Annotated in this window: 16 protein-coding genes; 5 read left to right on the top strand and 11 right to left on the bottom strand. The window is 64.3% G+C overall.

Annotation, left to right across the window (positions count from 1 at the left end; genetic code table 11):
- Positions 1-104: 104 nt before the first annotated feature.
- Positions 105-686: a hypothetical protein gene (locus KFB96_RS00425; protein ID WP_213458449.1), complete on the bottom strand. Its 582-nt coding sequence runs from the start codon at positions 684-686 to the stop codon at positions 105-107.
- A gap of 216 nt (positions 687-902) precedes the next feature.
- Here KFB96_RS00425 and KFB96_RS00420 point away from each other — a divergent pair, with 216 nt between their 5' ends.
- Genes KFB96_RS00420 through pilV form a run of 5 tightly spaced genes read left to right on the top strand, consistent with a single transcriptional unit; the run spans position 903 to position 4,562 of the window.
- Complete coding sequence (locus KFB96_RS00420; protein ID WP_213458448.1) at positions 903-1,349, top strand: type IV pilin protein; 447 nt, start codon at positions 903-905, stop codon at positions 1,347-1,349.
- On the top strand, positions 1,337-2,017 hold the full coding sequence (locus KFB96_RS00415) for a GspH/FimT family pseudopilin (RefSeq protein ID WP_300971199.1): 681 nt from the start codon (positions 1,337-1,339) through the stop codon (positions 2,015-2,017). Before KFB96_RS00420 ends, KFB96_RS00415 begins: the two co-directional genes overlap by 13 nt.
- Positions 2,008-2,760 (top strand): hypothetical protein, encoded by a 753-nt coding sequence (locus KFB96_RS00410; RefSeq protein WP_213458447.1) that lies wholly within the window; start codon positions 2,008-2,010, stop codon positions 2,758-2,760. Before KFB96_RS00415 ends, KFB96_RS00410 begins: the two co-directional genes overlap by 10 nt.
- A gap of 26 nt (positions 2,761-2,786) precedes the next feature.
- Positions 2,787-3,815 (top strand): PilX N-terminal domain-containing pilus assembly protein, encoded by a 1,029-nt coding sequence (locus KFB96_RS00405; RefSeq protein ID WP_213458446.1) that lies wholly within the window; start codon positions 2,787-2,789, stop codon positions 3,813-3,815.
- Positions 3,816-3,827: 12 nt separating this feature from the next.
- Positions 3,828-4,562, top strand: coding sequence for a type IV pilus modification protein PilV (gene pilV / locus KFB96_RS00400; RefSeq protein WP_213458445.1), 735 nt, complete (start codon positions 3,828-3,830; stop codon positions 4,560-4,562).
- 237 nt (positions 4,563-4,799) lie between these two features.
- Here pilV and KFB96_RS00395 read toward each other — a convergent pair whose 3' ends face one another.
- The 10 genes from KFB96_RS00395 to truA form a co-directional block, all read right to left on the bottom strand.
- Positions 4,800-5,996 (bottom strand): O-succinylhomoserine sulfhydrylase, encoded by a 1,197-nt coding sequence (locus tag KFB96_RS00395; protein ID WP_213458444.1) that lies wholly within the window; start codon positions 5,994-5,996, stop codon positions 4,800-4,802.
- A 31-nt stretch (positions 5,997-6,027) separates the two neighbouring features.
- A complete protein-coding gene (purF, locus tag KFB96_RS00390) occupies positions 6,028-7,542 on the bottom strand; it encodes an amidophosphoribosyltransferase (RefSeq protein ID WP_213458443.1) in 1,515 nt (504 codons plus the stop codon).
- Positions 7,543-7,786: 244 nt separating this feature from the next.
- Positions 7,787-8,278, bottom strand: a complete 492-nt coding sequence (locus KFB96_RS00385) for a CvpA family protein (RefSeq protein ID WP_213458442.1) — start codon at positions 8,276-8,278, stop codon at positions 7,787-7,789.
- Between the two features lie 54 nt (positions 8,279-8,332).
- Complete coding sequence (locus KFB96_RS00380) at positions 8,333-8,965, bottom strand: SPOR domain-containing protein (RefSeq protein ID WP_213458441.1); 633 nt, start codon at positions 8,963-8,965, stop codon at positions 8,333-8,335.
- A gap of 212 nt (positions 8,966-9,177) precedes the next feature.
- A complete protein-coding gene (gene folC / locus KFB96_RS00375) occupies positions 9,178-10,503 on the bottom strand; it encodes a bifunctional tetrahydrofolate synthase/dihydrofolate synthase (RefSeq protein ID WP_213458440.1) in 1,326 nt (441 codons plus the stop codon).
- A complete protein-coding gene (accD, locus tag KFB96_RS00370; RefSeq protein WP_213459768.1) occupies positions 10,478-11,359 on the bottom strand; it encodes an acetyl-CoA carboxylase, carboxyltransferase subunit beta in 882 nt (293 codons plus the stop codon). Before accD ends, folC begins: the two co-directional genes overlap by 26 nt.
- Before the next feature lie 181 nt (positions 11,360-11,540).
- Entirely contained in the window at positions 11,541-12,362 is an 822-nt protein-coding gene (trpA, locus tag KFB96_RS00365) for a tryptophan synthase subunit alpha (protein WP_213458439.1), read from the bottom strand.
- Entirely contained in the window at positions 12,359-13,624 is a 1,266-nt protein-coding gene (trpB, locus tag KFB96_RS00360) for a tryptophan synthase subunit beta (protein ID WP_213458438.1), read from the bottom strand. Before trpB ends, trpA begins: the two co-directional genes overlap by 4 nt.
- Entirely contained in the window at positions 13,605-14,234 is a 630-nt protein-coding gene (locus KFB96_RS00355; RefSeq protein WP_300971198.1) for a phosphoribosylanthranilate isomerase, read from the bottom strand. Before KFB96_RS00355 ends, trpB begins: the two co-directional genes overlap by 20 nt.
- 108 nt (positions 14,235-14,342) lie before the next feature.
- Positions 14,343-15,140 carry a tRNA pseudouridine(38-40) synthase TruA gene (gene truA / locus KFB96_RS00350; RefSeq protein ID WP_213458436.1) on the bottom strand — a complete coding sequence of 266 codons (798 nt, stop codon included), beginning with the start codon at positions 15,138-15,140 and terminating at the stop codon, positions 14,343-14,345.
- Positions 15,141-15,163: the final 23 nt, after the last annotated feature.

Below are 15,163 nucleotides of genomic sequence, written 5' to 3'. Positions count from 1 at the left end.
TGAGGCACGAACCGCACCCTACGCACAAGCCGGAGCGCGCCCCTTGGGATCATCCCGCCAGACATTAGACGAACGCCGAACACGGACATCCCTCGCGAATCCGTTCAAGGCACCGCGGGCAGCGCAACCTTCAAGGTCGCGACATCCCCCAACACGGCTCGGATCTCGGCAAGCGTCGGAGCCCGCGTATAGGCCGGGTCATCGAGCCGCCCCAGACAGGTCATGCGCAGCAGGTTCGGGTCATGACTGTCGTCGAGCCAAAAGTGATAACCCGGACGGATCATCTGCGACCCTCCGCTGTCTCCGTGAGCGGCCAGTTGGAAACGAACGCCCCGATCCGGGGCCGTCGTCGGGACACGGCTGGACACCAAGGCAAGATAGTTCTGCACACGGGTAATCGGGATCTCCCCGGCCGGGATGTTCTGGGTGCCCTCGTCATCGATCCGCCGGACCTCGAGAACACAGCTCGTCCCGCCGCCACTCGCACCTCGCACGCCGCGATCCATCAGAAAGGCCCGCGCTCGTCCGGGCGGGATGGACACCGGTCGGTTCAGCGTCAGGGTGCTGCCCGCGGGGATCTCCACCCAGCCGGTCTCCACGGATTCACGCACGAGGGTTTGGCAACCGCCGATCAGAAAGACCAATGCGCCGAGGACGGTTGATCGGATCAGGGTGTTTGCAGTCATGAGTCTGGTCCCGGTTCGTTGCCTGTTGGGAATGCACATTGTGGCGAGCGCCGCGGAGATCACGCCGAGCCGCCCGATGATCAATACTCGTCGGCACTGGTAAATTACACGAAACGTCGTCATACTTTGCCGTACACGCGATGACGCAGCGTCCGACGCCTCTACCCCATCGGCGCGGTCACTCGCACCACCCGGCTCGACGGCAAGGACGCGCGAATGGCAAGGACACTCATAAGACACCGAATCGGCTTCACGCTCATCGAGCTCCTGATCGTCATCGCGGTGATCGCCATCCTGGCTACAGTGGCCTTCCCCGCCTATCAGGACCAGATCCGCAAGGCGCGACGCACGGACGGACAAATAGCCTTGGTCGGTATCGCGATGGCTCAGGAGCGCTTTCGTGGCAATTGTAGCCGCTATGCACTCACCCTGAACGTCGCCTCCGGCATGGTCTGCGACGATCCCGTTTACAGCCTGCCGCTTGCGAGAAAAAGCCCCGAAGGCTGGTATGACCTGACCCTGAGCGACGCGAACGCGGCCGGCTTCGCTGCGACAGCCACCGCGCTGGACGCCCAAGCGATGGATCGAGCGGGCGGTGTCGACTGCAAGGTCTTGACGATCGATCAAGAAGGCGCGAAGACGCCGCGCGAATGCTGGCGCTGAGACGCAACCTAATGGTCGCCGTCGCATGCATCCGCAGAGCAGGCACGCAAGGACGAGCGAGCATCGCCCGCCCCCGACGAGCGGCTCCGCCGAAACGCTCGCCCGGTTTCACCCTGCTCGAGCTCATGATCACGCTGTCGGTGCTCGCCATCCTGGCGTCCTTGGGCGTTCCGGCGATGCAGGAGATGCTCGAACGCAACCGGCTAAAGGGCGCAGCACAAGCCCTTGTGGAGGACCTGCAATGGGTTCGCGGCGAGGCCATTCGGCGAAATCGGGATCTGCATCTGATCTTCGATGCCGGTTCTCCGTGGTGTTACGGAATCAGCGAGGCGAGCGCCTGCAACTGCCATCTCACCGATCCGGATGACGCGAATGCCTGCACCCTGTCGTTCAACGACACGAAGGTGCTCAAGCACCTCCATGCCGCGAATTATGTCGGGGTGGACGCGACGGCGACCTTCAATCAAGGATTGACCGGATTCGAGAGACGACGCGGCACCACGATGCGCATGGGCTCGGGGTCGGCAGGCTCGAAGCGGCACGGCAACGGGAGCGTCAACTTCAGCAACGCGCACGGGGGACAGCTTCGGGTCATCCTGAGCGTGATCGGCCGCGTGCGGGTGTGCTCTCCGGATCAGTCCGTACCGGGATTCCGCCCATGCACCTGACCCGTCCTTCGCCCTCGATCAACATCGCGGAGGGATCGCTCCGGCGACAGACCGGTGTGACCCTGACCGATCTCCTGGTCGGCACGACCGTCGGCGCGCTGGTCCTCATCGGGATCTCGACCACCTATGTCCTCGGTGCTCGCTCCACCTCGCAGAACGTCGAGCAGGCCCGTCTGAACCAGGAGCTGCGCGCGGTGCTCGAGATCATGCAGCAGGATATCCGTCGCGCCGGTTACTGGGATATGTCGGAGGCCGATGATCCGGACCCGGCGCAAAACCCGTTTCAGAGCACGGTCGACGGCATCGATCGCAGGCTTCGCGCGGGACAGGTCGCCGGGGAGTCGACCGAAAGCTGCATCCTCTACAGCTACGACCTGGAGCACGGCAACCCGACCGCGATGACGATGTTCGGGTTTCGCCTACGTCATCAATCCGTTCAGATGCGAACCGGCCCCTCGAGCGTCGACGACAAAACCTTCGCATGCACGATCGGCAGCGGCAGCTGGGAGCGGATCACCAGCGAGGACGTGCGCATCACGACCTTGCGTTTCACCATCACGATCGCGCAGACGAACCTGGCCCCCGAAAAGGAAGACGCAGCCTGCGCCACCAACGAGCTTTGCCGAGAAACGCGACAGGTCGCGATCCTGATAGCCGGCCGGATTCGTGACGACCAGGCTGTACGACAAAGCCTGCAAGCGACCGTCGCCGTGCGGAATGACCGCTATTTCGTCAAGGAGTGATCGGCGTCCGCCGATGAGGGAGACCAATGACCTCGGGAAAAATCAAACGGCAGCGCGGCGCGCTAACGCTCATGCTGGGATTATTGCTGCTTATGGGCTCGACCATTCTGACGCTTAGCTCCGTTCGCGTGGGCGTCATGGAGCAGCGGATCGCGAACAATGAATTGCGCGCAAAAGAGGCGCAGCAGGCCGCTCAGGCAGGCCTCGATTATGCCTTGGCTGTCTTGAGTGCCGGCGGCGAAATCACCGAGGACACCGATGTCCCCGCGGTAAACGCCACCAAGGACTACACCTACAACATTCACTTCCGCCCACCCCCGGTTGTGGATTCCGACCAAACCTGCGTTTCATCCACGGCCGAAGCCAGCAGCGACGCGAGTATCCAAGCGACTGCGACCGAGTGCTTTCAGCAGCAGCGATTGCTCAAGGGCGGAAACGGCACCGACCATGCGCCGCTCGTACTCAACGGATGCCTAGGCGGTGCGAGCGGCAATCCGGACATCTACCCCCGTGACTGCACAGGCGTGGAGGAGGAGGACTGCGCCTCGACCGCCATCACCTCGTCGGCCGCGATGTCATGTTTGGATCCGGGCCATCTCGATCTGCATGGAGGCGACATCGAGGACGATGCCTTCACCGGCAGCGCCTGGGATCAGGTCTTCGATATCAGCAAGAACGAGTTCAAAGCAATCGCAGACACCGGCGACCCGCAATTCCGTTGGATCAACTCATCGAGCAACTGGCACCAGAGTCTCGGCTCGCCCGCGGAGCCCGTGTATCTCGTCTTCAGCGCGGCGGCAGATTGTCCGAAGCTAAACGGCAATCCTACGATCTACGGCATCGTCTACTTCGAGAACGCGGCCGGCTGTCGCAGTCAGGGCTGGGGCGGGGCCAAGGTCTACGGGACGGTCGTTGTCGACGGCGACCTGAAGAAGCTGACGGCCAATAGCCGGTTCTATCATTGGAGTCGAGCCGGTAGCGATGGAGAACGGGCGAACCTCGATCGGGTCCGCTCAGCCAGTCGCGTCCCCGGCAGCTGGCGTGACTGGAATTAACGGGGACCACTGTTGAAATTACTGCAAGCACAACGTCAAACTGGCTTCACCCTCATCGAAGCATTGATCGCGCTCCTCGTGCTTTCGCTCGGGCTCTTCGGGCTGATGCAGACGCAGACGCGCGTCATGACGGAGACCGGCGACAGCAAAACACGAACCGTCGCCGTGAACCTCGCTCAAGAAAAGCTCGAGGAGCTCCGTGCGAGCGATTATGCCGACATCGCCGGAGGGAAGGATCTCATCCCGGCCGCCGCAGGCGGAACGAGCAATTTCGCGCGCACCTGGACCGCCACCCCGAGCAGCGAACCGCCCTACTATGAGGTCTCGGTGACAACCCGCTGGACCCGTCCGGGCGATGACTCCGAAAATGCGGACTCCTCCGTCACCCTCACCACCTTCATCGCGCAGTCGGCAACCGTTGCATTGGGCACGATCGGCGGTCCGAGCAAGGGCAACCTCGACGATCCCCCGGGCGAGGACGACTCGGGCGATGGCGATGCCCCCGGAGGTCAGGATGATTCAGGCGATGACGACTGGAACAGCGACGACGCCGGAGGTGACGACGATTCCGGCGAGGATGAGGATGTCCCCGGGCCGGGATCATGCTCATGCTTCTACGGACAAAACAAGAACGATATCAGTCTAGTCGCCAGCAATGGTAGTTGTTGCACTAAAGACTACTGCGAGAAGAAAGCGCCCGACGGAATAAAAAAGAACACGAGCTTCATCGCAATCTGCCCCCTATAGGCGACCTGTTGAGGGGCGGATCTTTGACTGATGCGGAGTTGATCCGATCTACGCGGAGCGATTTCCGCGGCGCATGCCCTCGCCCGCCGCACCGTGCCACGGCGGACCACGGTGTCCGACCTAAGGCGATTTCCGGGAATAAGGACACCGACGACGCATCGCTCCAAGTCATGTGGGGCGACTCAAGTCACCCCTACCCGGAAGTTAAGACATCGACGAGACATGCCTCTCCCGGCATCACCGCGGGGAGCACTGCGTCTCCAGACCGCGCGCCAAATCGCGCTGAATGTCCTCGATCTCTTCCAACCCGACGGCCACCCGAACGAGACCTTCTCCGATGCCGACGGCGGCACGCTCTTCCGGCGTGAGCCGGCCATGCGTTGTGGTCGCTGGATGGGTGATGGTGGTCTTCACGTCGCCGAGATTGGCCGTGATGGACAGAAGACGGGTCGAGTCGATCAGGTGCCAGGCACCGGCGCGACCGCCGCGCACGTCGCAGGCGACGATGCCGCCGCCGGTGCGCTGCTGGGAGCCGACCAGATGATGCTGGGGGTGATCGGGCAAGCCGGGATAATAGACGCGCTCGATATCCGGCTGCGCGAGCAGCCATTGCGCGAGTGCCGCCGCGGATTGCGCATGGGCGAACATCCGCAGCTTCAGTGTTTCGAGCCCTTTGAGAAAGACCCAGGCGTTGAAGGGGCTCATGGTCGGGCCGGCCGTTCTCAAGACGCCGTAGACCCCCTCGCCGACCGACTTGCGATCGCCGACGACAGCGCCGCCGATACAACGCCCCTGCCCGTCCAGGTACTTGGTGGCGGAGTGAATCACCAGGTCAGCGCCCAGCTCGAGCGGGCGTTGCAGGGCCGGGGTGCAGAAACAGTTATCGACCGCCAGGAGGCAGCCACGGCGATGCGCAACCTCGGCCAGCCCTCGGATGTCGACCATCTCGGTCAATGGATTGGACGGCGTCTCGCAGAACAGAAGCCGGGTCTCCGGGCGAATCGCCGCGTCCCATGCCTCCAGGTCGCCGAGCGCCACATAGCTGGTCGCGATGCCGAACCGGGAGAGGTATTTGTTGAAGAGGAGCGTGGTGCTGCCGAACAGGCTCCGGGAGGCGACGATGTGGTCGCCGGACTCCAGCAGACCCATGCAGACGGCCAGGATGGCGGACATCCCGGAGGCGGTCGCCACACAACGCTCGCCCCCTTCGAGGCTGGCCAAACGCTCCTCGAAGGCCGAGACCGTCGGGTTCGTGAAGCGCGAATAGATGTTGCCCGCTTGATCACCCGAGAAACGTGCGGCGGCCTCGGCGGCGTTTTTGAAGACGAAGCTGGAGGTCGTGAAGATCGGCTCGCCGTGCTCGCCTTCCTGGGTTCGGTGGTGGCCGATCCGCACGGCGCGGGTCGCAAATCCCGGCGCGGCCGAAGGCTGCATCGCTGTCGGCTCGTCCGAGCTCGATCGCCCGTCAGGCGGAGTTGTAGAGGTCAATAACGTTCTCGCTGAAAGAGCCGTAGGCGGTCTTGGCAACGTCGTTGCGATTCGCTTCGAGCGTCTGAAGATATTCGGGCGTGACGTCCCCGGTCACGTAGAGGCCGTCGAAGACCGAGGTATCGAAGCGGTCCACATGGCTTTTGCCCTTTTTCTGAACTGCGTCGATCAGATCACCGAGCTCTTGAAAAATGAGTCGGTCCGCGCCCAGCTCTCGTGCGACCTCCTCCTCTGTCCGGCCGTGGGCGATGAGCTCGCTGGCCGCGGGCATGTCGATCCCGTAGACATTGGGGAAGCGCACCGGCGGCGCCGCGGAGGCGAAATAGACCCGATGGGCTCCGGCTTCTCGCGCCATCTGAATGATCTGCTGAGAGGTCGTCCCGCGCACGATGGAGTCGTCGACCAAGAGGACGTTCTTTTTGCGGAACTCCAAGTCGATGGCATTGAGCTTCTGCCGCACGGATTTCTTGCGGACCTGCTGGCCCGGCATGATGAAGGTGCGACCGATGTAGCGGTTCTTGATGAAGCCTTCCGAGTAAGGCACGCCGAGCTGATTGGCCAGCTGGAGTGCGGCGGTCCGGCTGGTGTCGGGGATGGGGATCACGACGTCGATGTCGTGATTCGACCATTCGCGCTTGATCTTGGCGGCAAGCTTCTTGCCCATTCGCGAGCGCGCCTTGTGCACCGAGATGTTGTCGATGATGGAATCCGGGCGGGCGAAGTAGACGAATTCGAAGATGCAGGGCGACAGGATCGGCTGGGCGGCACACTGGTGCGTGTTGATCTGACCATCGACGGTAATGCAGACCGCCTCGCCCGGCGCGACATCCGCGATCAGGGTGAAGCCGATGGTGTCGAGCGCCACGCTCTCGGAGGCGATCATATACTCGGTGCCCAGATCGGTCTCGCGACGTCCGTAGACCAAGGGCCTGATTCCGTGCGGATCGCGGAAGCCGAAGACGCCGAAACCCGGGATCATCGCGACCGCGGCGTAACCACCTCGACAGCGTCGATGCACGCCCGAGACGGCACGAAAGACGTCGTGCTCGTCGATCCGCAGCTTGCCCTGGAGCTGGAGCTCATGGGCAAAGACGTTCAGCAGGATCTCTGAATCCGACGCGGTGTTGAGGTGGCGAAGATCCTCGACGAAGAGGTCGCGCTTGAGGTCCTCGGCATTGGTGAGATTGCCGTTGTGGGCAAGCACGATGCCGTAAGGCGAATTGACGTAGAAGGGTTGGGCCTCGGCCGAGCTGGCCGCGCCGGCAGTCGGGTAACGGACATGCCCGACACCCATGTTGCCGCCCAACTGAATCATGTGTCGGGTTCGGAAGACATCGCGTGCAAGACCGTTGTCCTTGCGCAGATGGAGCTTGTCGCCCTGACAGGTCACGATGCCGGCGGCATCCTGTCCCCGGTGTTGGAGGACCAGCAGCGAGTCGTAGAGCGCTTGGTTGACCGGACTTTTACCGACGATGCCGACGATGCCGCACATGACTTCCTCGCCCGCGTCCAGCCCGGAGACCGAGACGGATGCTGCTGATTGGGAACAGAGAACTATACCCCTCGAGGTTGACCCGGGACAACATCGATCGCCCGATCGCGCGATTCAAGTTTCAGCCGCGCAACCCGCGCCGGTCGCATCTACCGATGTCCACCACCGAAACAAACCAATCGGAGGACGCTGGAGGCAGGAGGCTGGCGGCTGGCGGCCGGAAAAACCCGATCGACGCAAAACCTCAAAGACTCTTGACCCTGGCCTGCACCTCTTCCGGCACCAGCTCGATGAGCCAGCCGGCCACCGCTTGGAATTGGCCGATGAGCCGTGATTCCTGCCACCAGGAATCCTCCGGCATGGGTGTGAGAGCCCCCAGGAAGACCGCCATCGCTACGATCACCACACCGCGAGCCGCGCCGAAGACCAACCCGAGCACCCGATCGACGAAACCCAGGCCGGTCCTATCGATCAGGGCCGACAGGAGGGCGCCCAGGAGGGCACCGAGGACGAGAGTGCCCAGGATCAAGCCGATGAAGGCCGCGGCCAGACGCACCGAGGGCTGCGACAGATAGGGCACCAGCAGCTCGGCGGCCTCGCGGTGGAACAGCCAAGCGATCAGGATCGCGGCGATCCAGACACCCAGGGACAAAACCTCGCGGATCAGACCCCGCCCGAGCCCGACCAACGCGGACAGCAGGATAATCCCGAGGATGGCGTAATCGACCCAATTCATCGTCAGCTCCGACGTACGGGACTAGAGGGAAACGCAGCGCGGACCGGAATCTGCTCAGGGATAACGCTGAACAAAGGGGTCCTTGTATGTCCGGCGGAGCTTGGCGGCCGTCTTTTCGGCGCTCGATCGGTCTGCTTCGGGTCCGACACGGACCCGAAAATAGGTGCGTCCTCCGACCTCGGCCGACTCGACGAAGGCGGAATAGCCCTCGTCTTGAAGCTTCGCCGCCAATTCCTGCGCGCTTGCCGCGGTCCCCAGACTCGCGACTTGGGTGACATAGGACGGCATCCCGTCGTCGCGCGCCATCGGTGGCGGTGCCTCGGGCACCCGAGCGGGTGCGGTCGGCGCCGTGCTTGGTGCTGCGACCGGCAGCGGCGCCGCAGCGTCTCCCGCCGGCTCGTCGAACCCACCCTCGTACACGAGCTCGATCTCCTCCCCGGCGGGGAGCGCCAAGGTACCCGGATCGATCCATGACTCTTCGGGAAGCCCGCCGACGCCCGAATCGGCCGGCGTCAGAAAGGACTCCGACCGAAAGAGATCATCGACAACCGGCTGCTCGGGAATCACCACCGGCAACGGAGGCAGATCCGTCACCGCCTCTTCCTCGAACAGCATCGGAACGAAGATGACCGCCAGCGCGACGATCACAATCGCCCCCACCAACCGCTTCTTTGCGCCTTCTTGCATAAATCGCCACCCGAATGTCGGACACCGCGCGAATCGCCGGTATCCTGAAATCATGATTGTCGATCGGCCTCGAAAGGCCGGAAGTATAGCATGGCCGAGCCGAAACCATACCGGTGCGCCTGAAATATCACTATTGATTTCAATCGGATAATATCAGAACCCCGAACCACGGACAGCGCCGCGCAAGGGTCTCGGAGACCCGGGTCCGAGGCTCAGACCCGAACGCCGCAACCCGGATCGAGCCGGCGCAGCGCCGCCCCGACGGTCGTGAAGGAACCGACGACCAACAGGGCGTCCCCCGCCTCGGATGCGGCCTCGGCGGCATCGAGGGCGGCATCGAGATCCGACAGCAACACCGCAGGAGGTGCGGGCAAGACCGCCTCCAGACGCTTGCTCAGCACCTCGAGGGGCATGGCGCGCGGGTCCTTGCTCTGCGCGAGATACCAATCGCCCACGAACGGCAGGAGCGGACCCACGATCGACTCGGGCGACTTATCCCCGAGGACCGCGAGGACGGCGCGCAGCCGACCGCGACAGGCGAAGGCACGCAGATTCGCGGCCAATGCCTGCGCCGCCTCGCCGTTGTGCGCAACATCTAGGATCCAGGTCAGCGTGCCGGGGAAGACCTGGAACCGGCCCGGCAAGCGCGCACGCTGCAAACCGGCCCGGATCGCATTGACCGAGATCGGCAAGCGCTCGTGCAAGGCGCGGAGTGCCGCGATCGCCGCCGAGGCATTGTCGTACTGGAAGGGTCCGCGCATCGCCGGCTCGGGCAAGGCCAGACGCTCGCCCGAGGGCGCACTCCAGATCCAGCCTCCGCCATCGCCGATCGTCCAGTCGATCTCCCGACCGAGCTGCAGGGGCAGACTCCCGCGCAGCTGAGCCTCGGTGCGCAGCCGCGCGGGGGCATCGCGTTGCCCGATCACGGCCGGGCGGCCGGGACGAAAGATCCCGGCCTTCTCGTAGGCGATCTCATCCAAGGACTCGCCCAACCAGGCCATGTGATCCAGCCCGATCGAGGTGACCACCGACACATCCGCGTCCCACAGATTGACCGCGTCGAGACGCCCGCCGAGACCGACCTCGAGGATCACGACATCGGGGGCGCTGTGCACGAAGAGATCGAGCGCTGCGAGGGTACCGAACTCGAAATAGGTCAGCGCCGTCTCGCCGCGCGCCCGGTCGATGCGCTCGAACGACTCGCAGAGGAGCGCATCGGAGACATCTTCCCCGTCGATCCGCACCCGCTCGTTGTACCGCAGCAGATGCGGCGAGCTGTAGACCCCGGTGCGATACCCGGCGGCACGACAGATCGCCTCCACCATCGCGACGCAGGAGCCTTTGCCGTTGGTCCCGCCCACCGTGACGAGCGGAAACGCTAAGGACGCAGGGCCCAGTTGTGTCCAAACGGCCCCGACCCGTTCAAGCCCGAGCGCGATAGCCTTCGGATGCAGCTGCATCTGCCAGCTCAACCAGGCATCGAGGGTGTCGAAGCGATTCACGAGACGCGATTCAGCCCGGCACGACGGTGCGGACATAGCGCGGCCGATGCGTCAAAATCGCAAGCAGATCGGCGATGCGCTCGCGCAGATCGCGTCGGTCGATGATCATATCGAGCGCGCCTTTTTCGATCAGGAACTCGCTGCGTTGGAAACCCTCCGGCAGCTTTTCGTGAACCGTCTGCTCGATCACGCGCGGACCGGCAAAGCCGATCAAGGCGTTGGGCTCGGCGATGTTGAGATCGCCGAGCATCGCGAGACTCGCCGAGACGCCCCCCATGGTCGGATCCGTCATCACGGAGACGAAGGGAAGCGAATGCTCGCGCATGCGTCCCAAGGCCGCGCTGGTCTTGGCCATCTGCATGAGGGAGAACAGGCTCTCCTGCATGCGTGCGCCGCCGCTCGCCGAGAAACAGATGTAAGGGCAGTCTTGCTCGAGCGCCGCCTCGACACCCCGCACGAACCGCTCGCCGACCACCGAGCCCATGGACCCGCCCATGAAACTGAATTCAAAGGCCGAGGCAACGATAGGTTGACCTTTCAGCCGACCACGCATCACGATCATGGCATCCTTCTCGGAGGACTGCTTCTGGGCCTGAACGAGACGGTCTTTGTATTTTTTGAGGTCCTTGAACTTCAGCGGGTCCAGAGACTCGAGCTCGACCCCGATCTCCTCGCGGCCCTCCGGATCGAGAAAGGTCTCGAGACGGCGGCGCCCGCTCAAGCGGCTGTGGTGGCTGCACTTGGGGCAGACCTCGAGGTTCCGCTCAAGCTCCGCCCGGTAGAGGATGGCCTGACAACCCGGGCATTTGGCCCAAACACCCTCGGGCACCGCACGCTTGGTGCTGGCATCGGTACGGATGCGGCTCGGGATCAGCTTCTCGAACCAGCTCATACTCTTGTCCATCGCCTGTTTGAGTGTGGCCGCTCGATCGCCCTTGAGCTCATCGGCGGCTTGACGCGACGGCGTTTGGCCTTGCGCGTTTAGGCCGGGCGCCGTTTTACCGGATGCGTTCGCTGCGGGCGAGGCAGGTTTATCCAAACGCGTCAGCGCGTGGCGGACCCGGCTGGGGGGCTTAGGCGACATGGGTATCCACCTCGTCGATGGCCTGACGTAGACCGGTGAGAAATTCGGCGACAGCCTCCGGGATACGCTCCGGGGTCGCGGCGAGCGACTCGATCCGACTCACGATGGCGCTGCCGACGATGACCGCGTCGGCGACGCGGGCGACCGTAGCCGCGGTCTCGGCGTTGTTGATTCCAAAACCGACCCCGACCGGGAGCCGGATCAGCGACTTGATGAGACTCACCTTCTCGGCCACTGCGCCGGTATCCAGGTTTCCGGCCCCGGTCACGCCCTTGACCGAGACGTAGTAGACGAACCCGGAGGCGACCTCGCCGATCCGCGCAATGCGTGCCTCGGTCGAGGTCGGCGCCAGGAGATAGACCAGATCCAGCCCCTGCGCCTTGAGCATCGCGACCAGCGCGTGCCCCTCCTCGGGCGGGACATCCACGATCAGGGCGCCGTCCAATCCGGCCCCGTGCGCCGCGACCGCGAAGGTCTCGTAACCCATCACCTCGATCGGATTGAGATAACCCATGAGGATGACGGGCGTCTCGGTATCCTGCTCGCGGAACTGCCGGACCATGTCGAGCACATCGTCCAGCGAGACGCCTTGGGCCAAGGCCCGCTCGGTCGCCCGCTGGATGACCGGACCGTCGGCAATCGGATCGGAGAAGGGCACGCCCAGCTCGATCAGATCCACGCCCGCGGCAACCATCGCATGCATGAGAGGCACGGTCACGGCGGGCGACGGATCACCGGCGGTGACGAAGGGGATGAGCGCGGTGCGACCCCGGTCGCGAAGCTGCTCGAAACGTGCGGCGATTCGACTCATAAGACCAACCCGTCGTGACTGGCGACCGTGTGCATGTCCTTGTCCCCGCGACCGGAGAGATTAACGATGATCGTCTGATCCTTGCGCATGGTCGGGGCGAGCTTGTGCACGAAGGCCAAGGCGTGACTGGACTCGAGCGCGGGGATGATGCCCTCGGTCCGTGTCAGGTGATGAAAGGCGCGCAGGGCCTCGTCGTCGGTGACCGAGTCGTAGCGGGCGCGTCCGCTGTCTTTGAGCCAGGCGTGCTCCGGGCCGACACCCGGATAGTCGAGCCCGGCCGAGATGGAATGGGTCTCGACGATCTGACCGTGATTGTCTTCCATCAGATAGGTGCGGTTGCCGTGCAGCACGCCGGGTCGACCCGCGCAAAGCGGCGCGGCATGGCGACCGGTCTGCAGACCGTCGCCTGCGGCCTCGACTCCGTAGATGGCCACGCCTTCGTCCCCGATGAAGGGGTAAAAGAGGCCGATGGCGTTGGAGCCGCCGCCCACGCAGGCGACCAAGGCATCGGGCAGACGCCCGCTGCGCGCGAGCATCTGTGCACGGGCCTCGCGACCGATGACCGCCTGGAAATCCCGAACCATCGCCGGATAGGGGTGCGGACCGGCAACGGTGCCGATGATGTAAAAGGTGTCGTCGATGTTCGTCACCCAGTCACGCATCGCCTCGTTCAGCGCATCCTTGAGCGTACGCGAGCCGGAGGTGACCGCGACCACGCGCGCGCCGAGCAGGCGCATGCGATAGACGTTCGCCTCTTGGCGAGCGATATCGACCTCGCCCATGTACACGACACACTCCAGCCCAAGCCGCGCCGCCACGGTCGCGCTCGCCACCCCGTGCTGACCGGCGCCGGTCTCGGCGATGATGCGGGTCTTGCCCATGCGCCGTGCGAGCAGGGCCTGACCGATGGTGTTGTTGACCTTGTGTGCGCCGGTGTGATTGAGGTCCTCGCGCTTGAGAAAGATCTGCGCACCGCCGAGCTCGCGGCTCCAACGCTCCGCGTGATAAAGGGGCGATGGCCGGCCGACATAGTCCTGCAGGTCGGCATCGAGCTCGGCCTGAAACTCGGGATCGGCCATGTAACGCTCGTAGGCGGTACGTAGCTCTTCGAGCGGGTGCATGAGGGTCTCGGGGACGAACATCCCGCCGTAGGGTCCGAAATGACCGCCGGCGTCCGGAAAGTCATAGGCCCCGGGGTGCGAGCGCCGCGCACTCGCGGCCCCGGCAAAGTCCCAGTCGAAGTTATCGGGAGATGTCGACATCGTTCACCCTCTGCATAAAATCACGAATCTTGTCATGGTCCTTGACGCCCTTCGACGCCTCCACACCGCCGCTCACATCGACGCCGAACGGGCGGACCCGGCGGATCGCCTCCCCGACATTCTCGCCGTCCAGACCGCCCGCGAGGACGATCGAGGGCGCAAGGGCCGTCGGGATCCGATCCCAATCGAAGCGTTGTCCGGTCCCGCCCGGGCGAGCCGGATCGAAGGTGTCGAGCAAAAGCCCGGCGGCCCGTTCGTAGCGCCTCTGCTCCTCGGCGAGATCCACGCCCGGACGCATCCGAATCGCCTTGATCCATCGTCGCCCGAAGGATGCGCAGAGCTCAGGGTCTTCCTCGCCGTGGAATTGCAGCAGCTCGAGCGGAACCCGGTTCAGGGTCGAGCGGACGTGCTCGGGGGAGGCATCGACGAAGAGCCCGACCGCCGTCACGAAGGGCGGCAACCCGGCGCAGAGGTCGCGGGCATCCTGCGGCGACACCGCGCGCGGACTCGGCGGATGGAAGACAAAGCCGATCGCGTCGACCCCCGCGGCCACGGCCGCATCCACGTCGGCCCGACGCGTCAGGCCGCAAATCTTAACGCGGGTTCTCATGATTGGCGAATGCCGGCTGAACCGCGTCTTTGAGCGACTGACCAACGGGGGTCGGAGCATCGCGCGTCGGGGCGAGAAGCGCGCGTCGAGTCGACGCGGTTCAGGTGATTACAAGCAAGAGCGTGGGACATTGTGCTGATCCGTCGATGGAGCGGGTTCCCGACCGGACGGCAGTCGAAAACCTTCCGGGTAATCGGCACGTACGAAATAGAGCCCTTGGGGTGGGGCGGTCACACCGCCGAGGCGGCGGTCGCGCAGTTCCAGAAGCGCTCGCGTCCACTCGACCGGCGCCTCGCCGCGGCCGATCGTCATCAGCACGCCGGCGATGTTGCGTACCATATGGTGCAAAAACCCGTTGGCACCAACCCGCAATTGAATGAGGCCATCCGTCTCGCTCAGCTCCAGATAGTGCAGATGGCGGATCGGGCTCTTTGCCTGACAGGCGACCGCACGGAAGCTGGAAAAGTCGTGCACGCCGACGAGTCCCTGTCCGGCCTCGCGCATGCGTTCGATGTCCAGGGGTCGGTGGCTCCAAACGGCGCGGTCGCGCTGCAGGGGCGAGCGTGTCGCGCGCACCATGATCAGGTAACGGTAGTGACGGGCCTGCGCGTCGAAACGGGCATGAAACCGCGGATCCACCGAACAGGCCCAGCGCACGGCGACATCGGGCGGAAGATTGACGTTGGTCCCGAGTACCCAGGCGCGCTCGGTGCGACGTGCCGTGGTGTCGAAATGCACCACCTGCTCGTCGGCATGCACGCCGGCATCGGTGCGCCCTGCACACTGGACGCGGATCGGGTGATCGGCGACACGGCCGATCGCCTCTTCGAGCGTCGCCTGTACGCTGCGAACCCCGACCTGGATCTGCCAACCGCGAAACGCCGAGCCGTCGTACTCGATGCCCATGGCGATCCGTTGCGGGTTCGCCG

Source organism: Thiocapsa sp., from assembly GCF_018399035.1.
Lineage (GTDB): Bacteria > Pseudomonadota > Gammaproteobacteria > Chromatiales > Chromatiaceae > Thiocapsa.
Note: the sequence above shows the minus strand (reverse complement) of the source record. Positions and strands in the feature narration are given on the sequence as shown.

Excerpts from the sequence above, each read along its gene's own strand:
- KFB96_RS00395 (WP_213458444.1), bottom strand. The coding sequence starts at position 5,996 with ATGCAGCCTTCGGCCGCGCCGGGATTTGCGACCCGCGCCGTGCGGATC.
- folC (WP_213458440.1), bottom strand. The coding sequence starts at position 10,503 with ATGTCCGCACCGTCGTGCCGGGCTGAATCGCGTCTCGTGAATCGCTTC.
- KFB96_RS00355 (WP_300971198.1), bottom strand. The coding sequence starts at position 14,234 with ATGAGAACCCGCGTTAAGATTTGCGGCCTGACGCGTCGGGCCGACGTG.
- KFB96_RS00415 (WP_300971199.1), top strand. The coding sequence starts at position 1,337 with ATGCTGGCGCTGAGACGCAACCTAATGGTCGCCGTCGCATGCATCCGC.
- KFB96_RS00410 (WP_213458447.1), top strand. The coding sequence starts at position 2,008 with ATGCACCTGACCCGTCCTTCGCCCTCGATCAACATCGCGGAGGGATCG.
- accD (WP_213459768.1), bottom strand. The coding sequence starts at position 11,359 with ATGAGCTGGTTCGAGAAGCTGATCCCGAGCCGCATCCGTACCGATGCC.
- KFB96_RS00420 (WP_213458448.1), top strand. The coding sequence starts at position 903 with ATGGCAAGGACACTCATAAGACACCGAATCGGCTTCACGCTCATCGAG.
- KFB96_RS00385 (WP_213458442.1), bottom strand. The coding sequence starts at position 8,278 with ATGAATTGGGTCGATTACGCCATCCTCGGGATTATCCTGCTGTCCGCG.
- KFB96_RS00380 (WP_213458441.1), bottom strand. The coding sequence starts at position 8,965 with ATGCAAGAAGGCGCAAAGAAGCGGTTGGTGGGGGCGATTGTGATCGTC.
- truA (WP_213458436.1), bottom strand. The coding sequence starts at position 15,140 with ATGGGCATCGAGTACGACGGCTCGGCGTTTCGCGGTTGGCAGATCCAG.
- trpA (WP_213458439.1), bottom strand. The coding sequence starts at position 12,362 with ATGAGTCGAATCGCCGCACGTTTCGAGCAGCTTCGCGACCGGGGTCGC.
- KFB96_RS00425 (WP_213458449.1), bottom strand. The coding sequence starts at position 686 with ATGACTGCAAACACCCTGATCCGATCAACCGTCCTCGGCGCATTGGTC.
- KFB96_RS00405 (WP_213458446.1), top strand. The coding sequence starts at position 2,787 with ATGACCTCGGGAAAAATCAAACGGCAGCGCGGCGCGCTAACGCTCATG.
- trpB (WP_213458438.1), bottom strand. The coding sequence starts at position 13,624 with ATGTCGACATCTCCCGATAACTTCGACTGGGACTTTGCCGGGGCCGCG.
- purF (WP_213458443.1), bottom strand. The coding sequence starts at position 7,542 with ATGTGCGGCATCGTCGGCATCGTCGGTAAAAGTCCGGTCAACCAAGCG.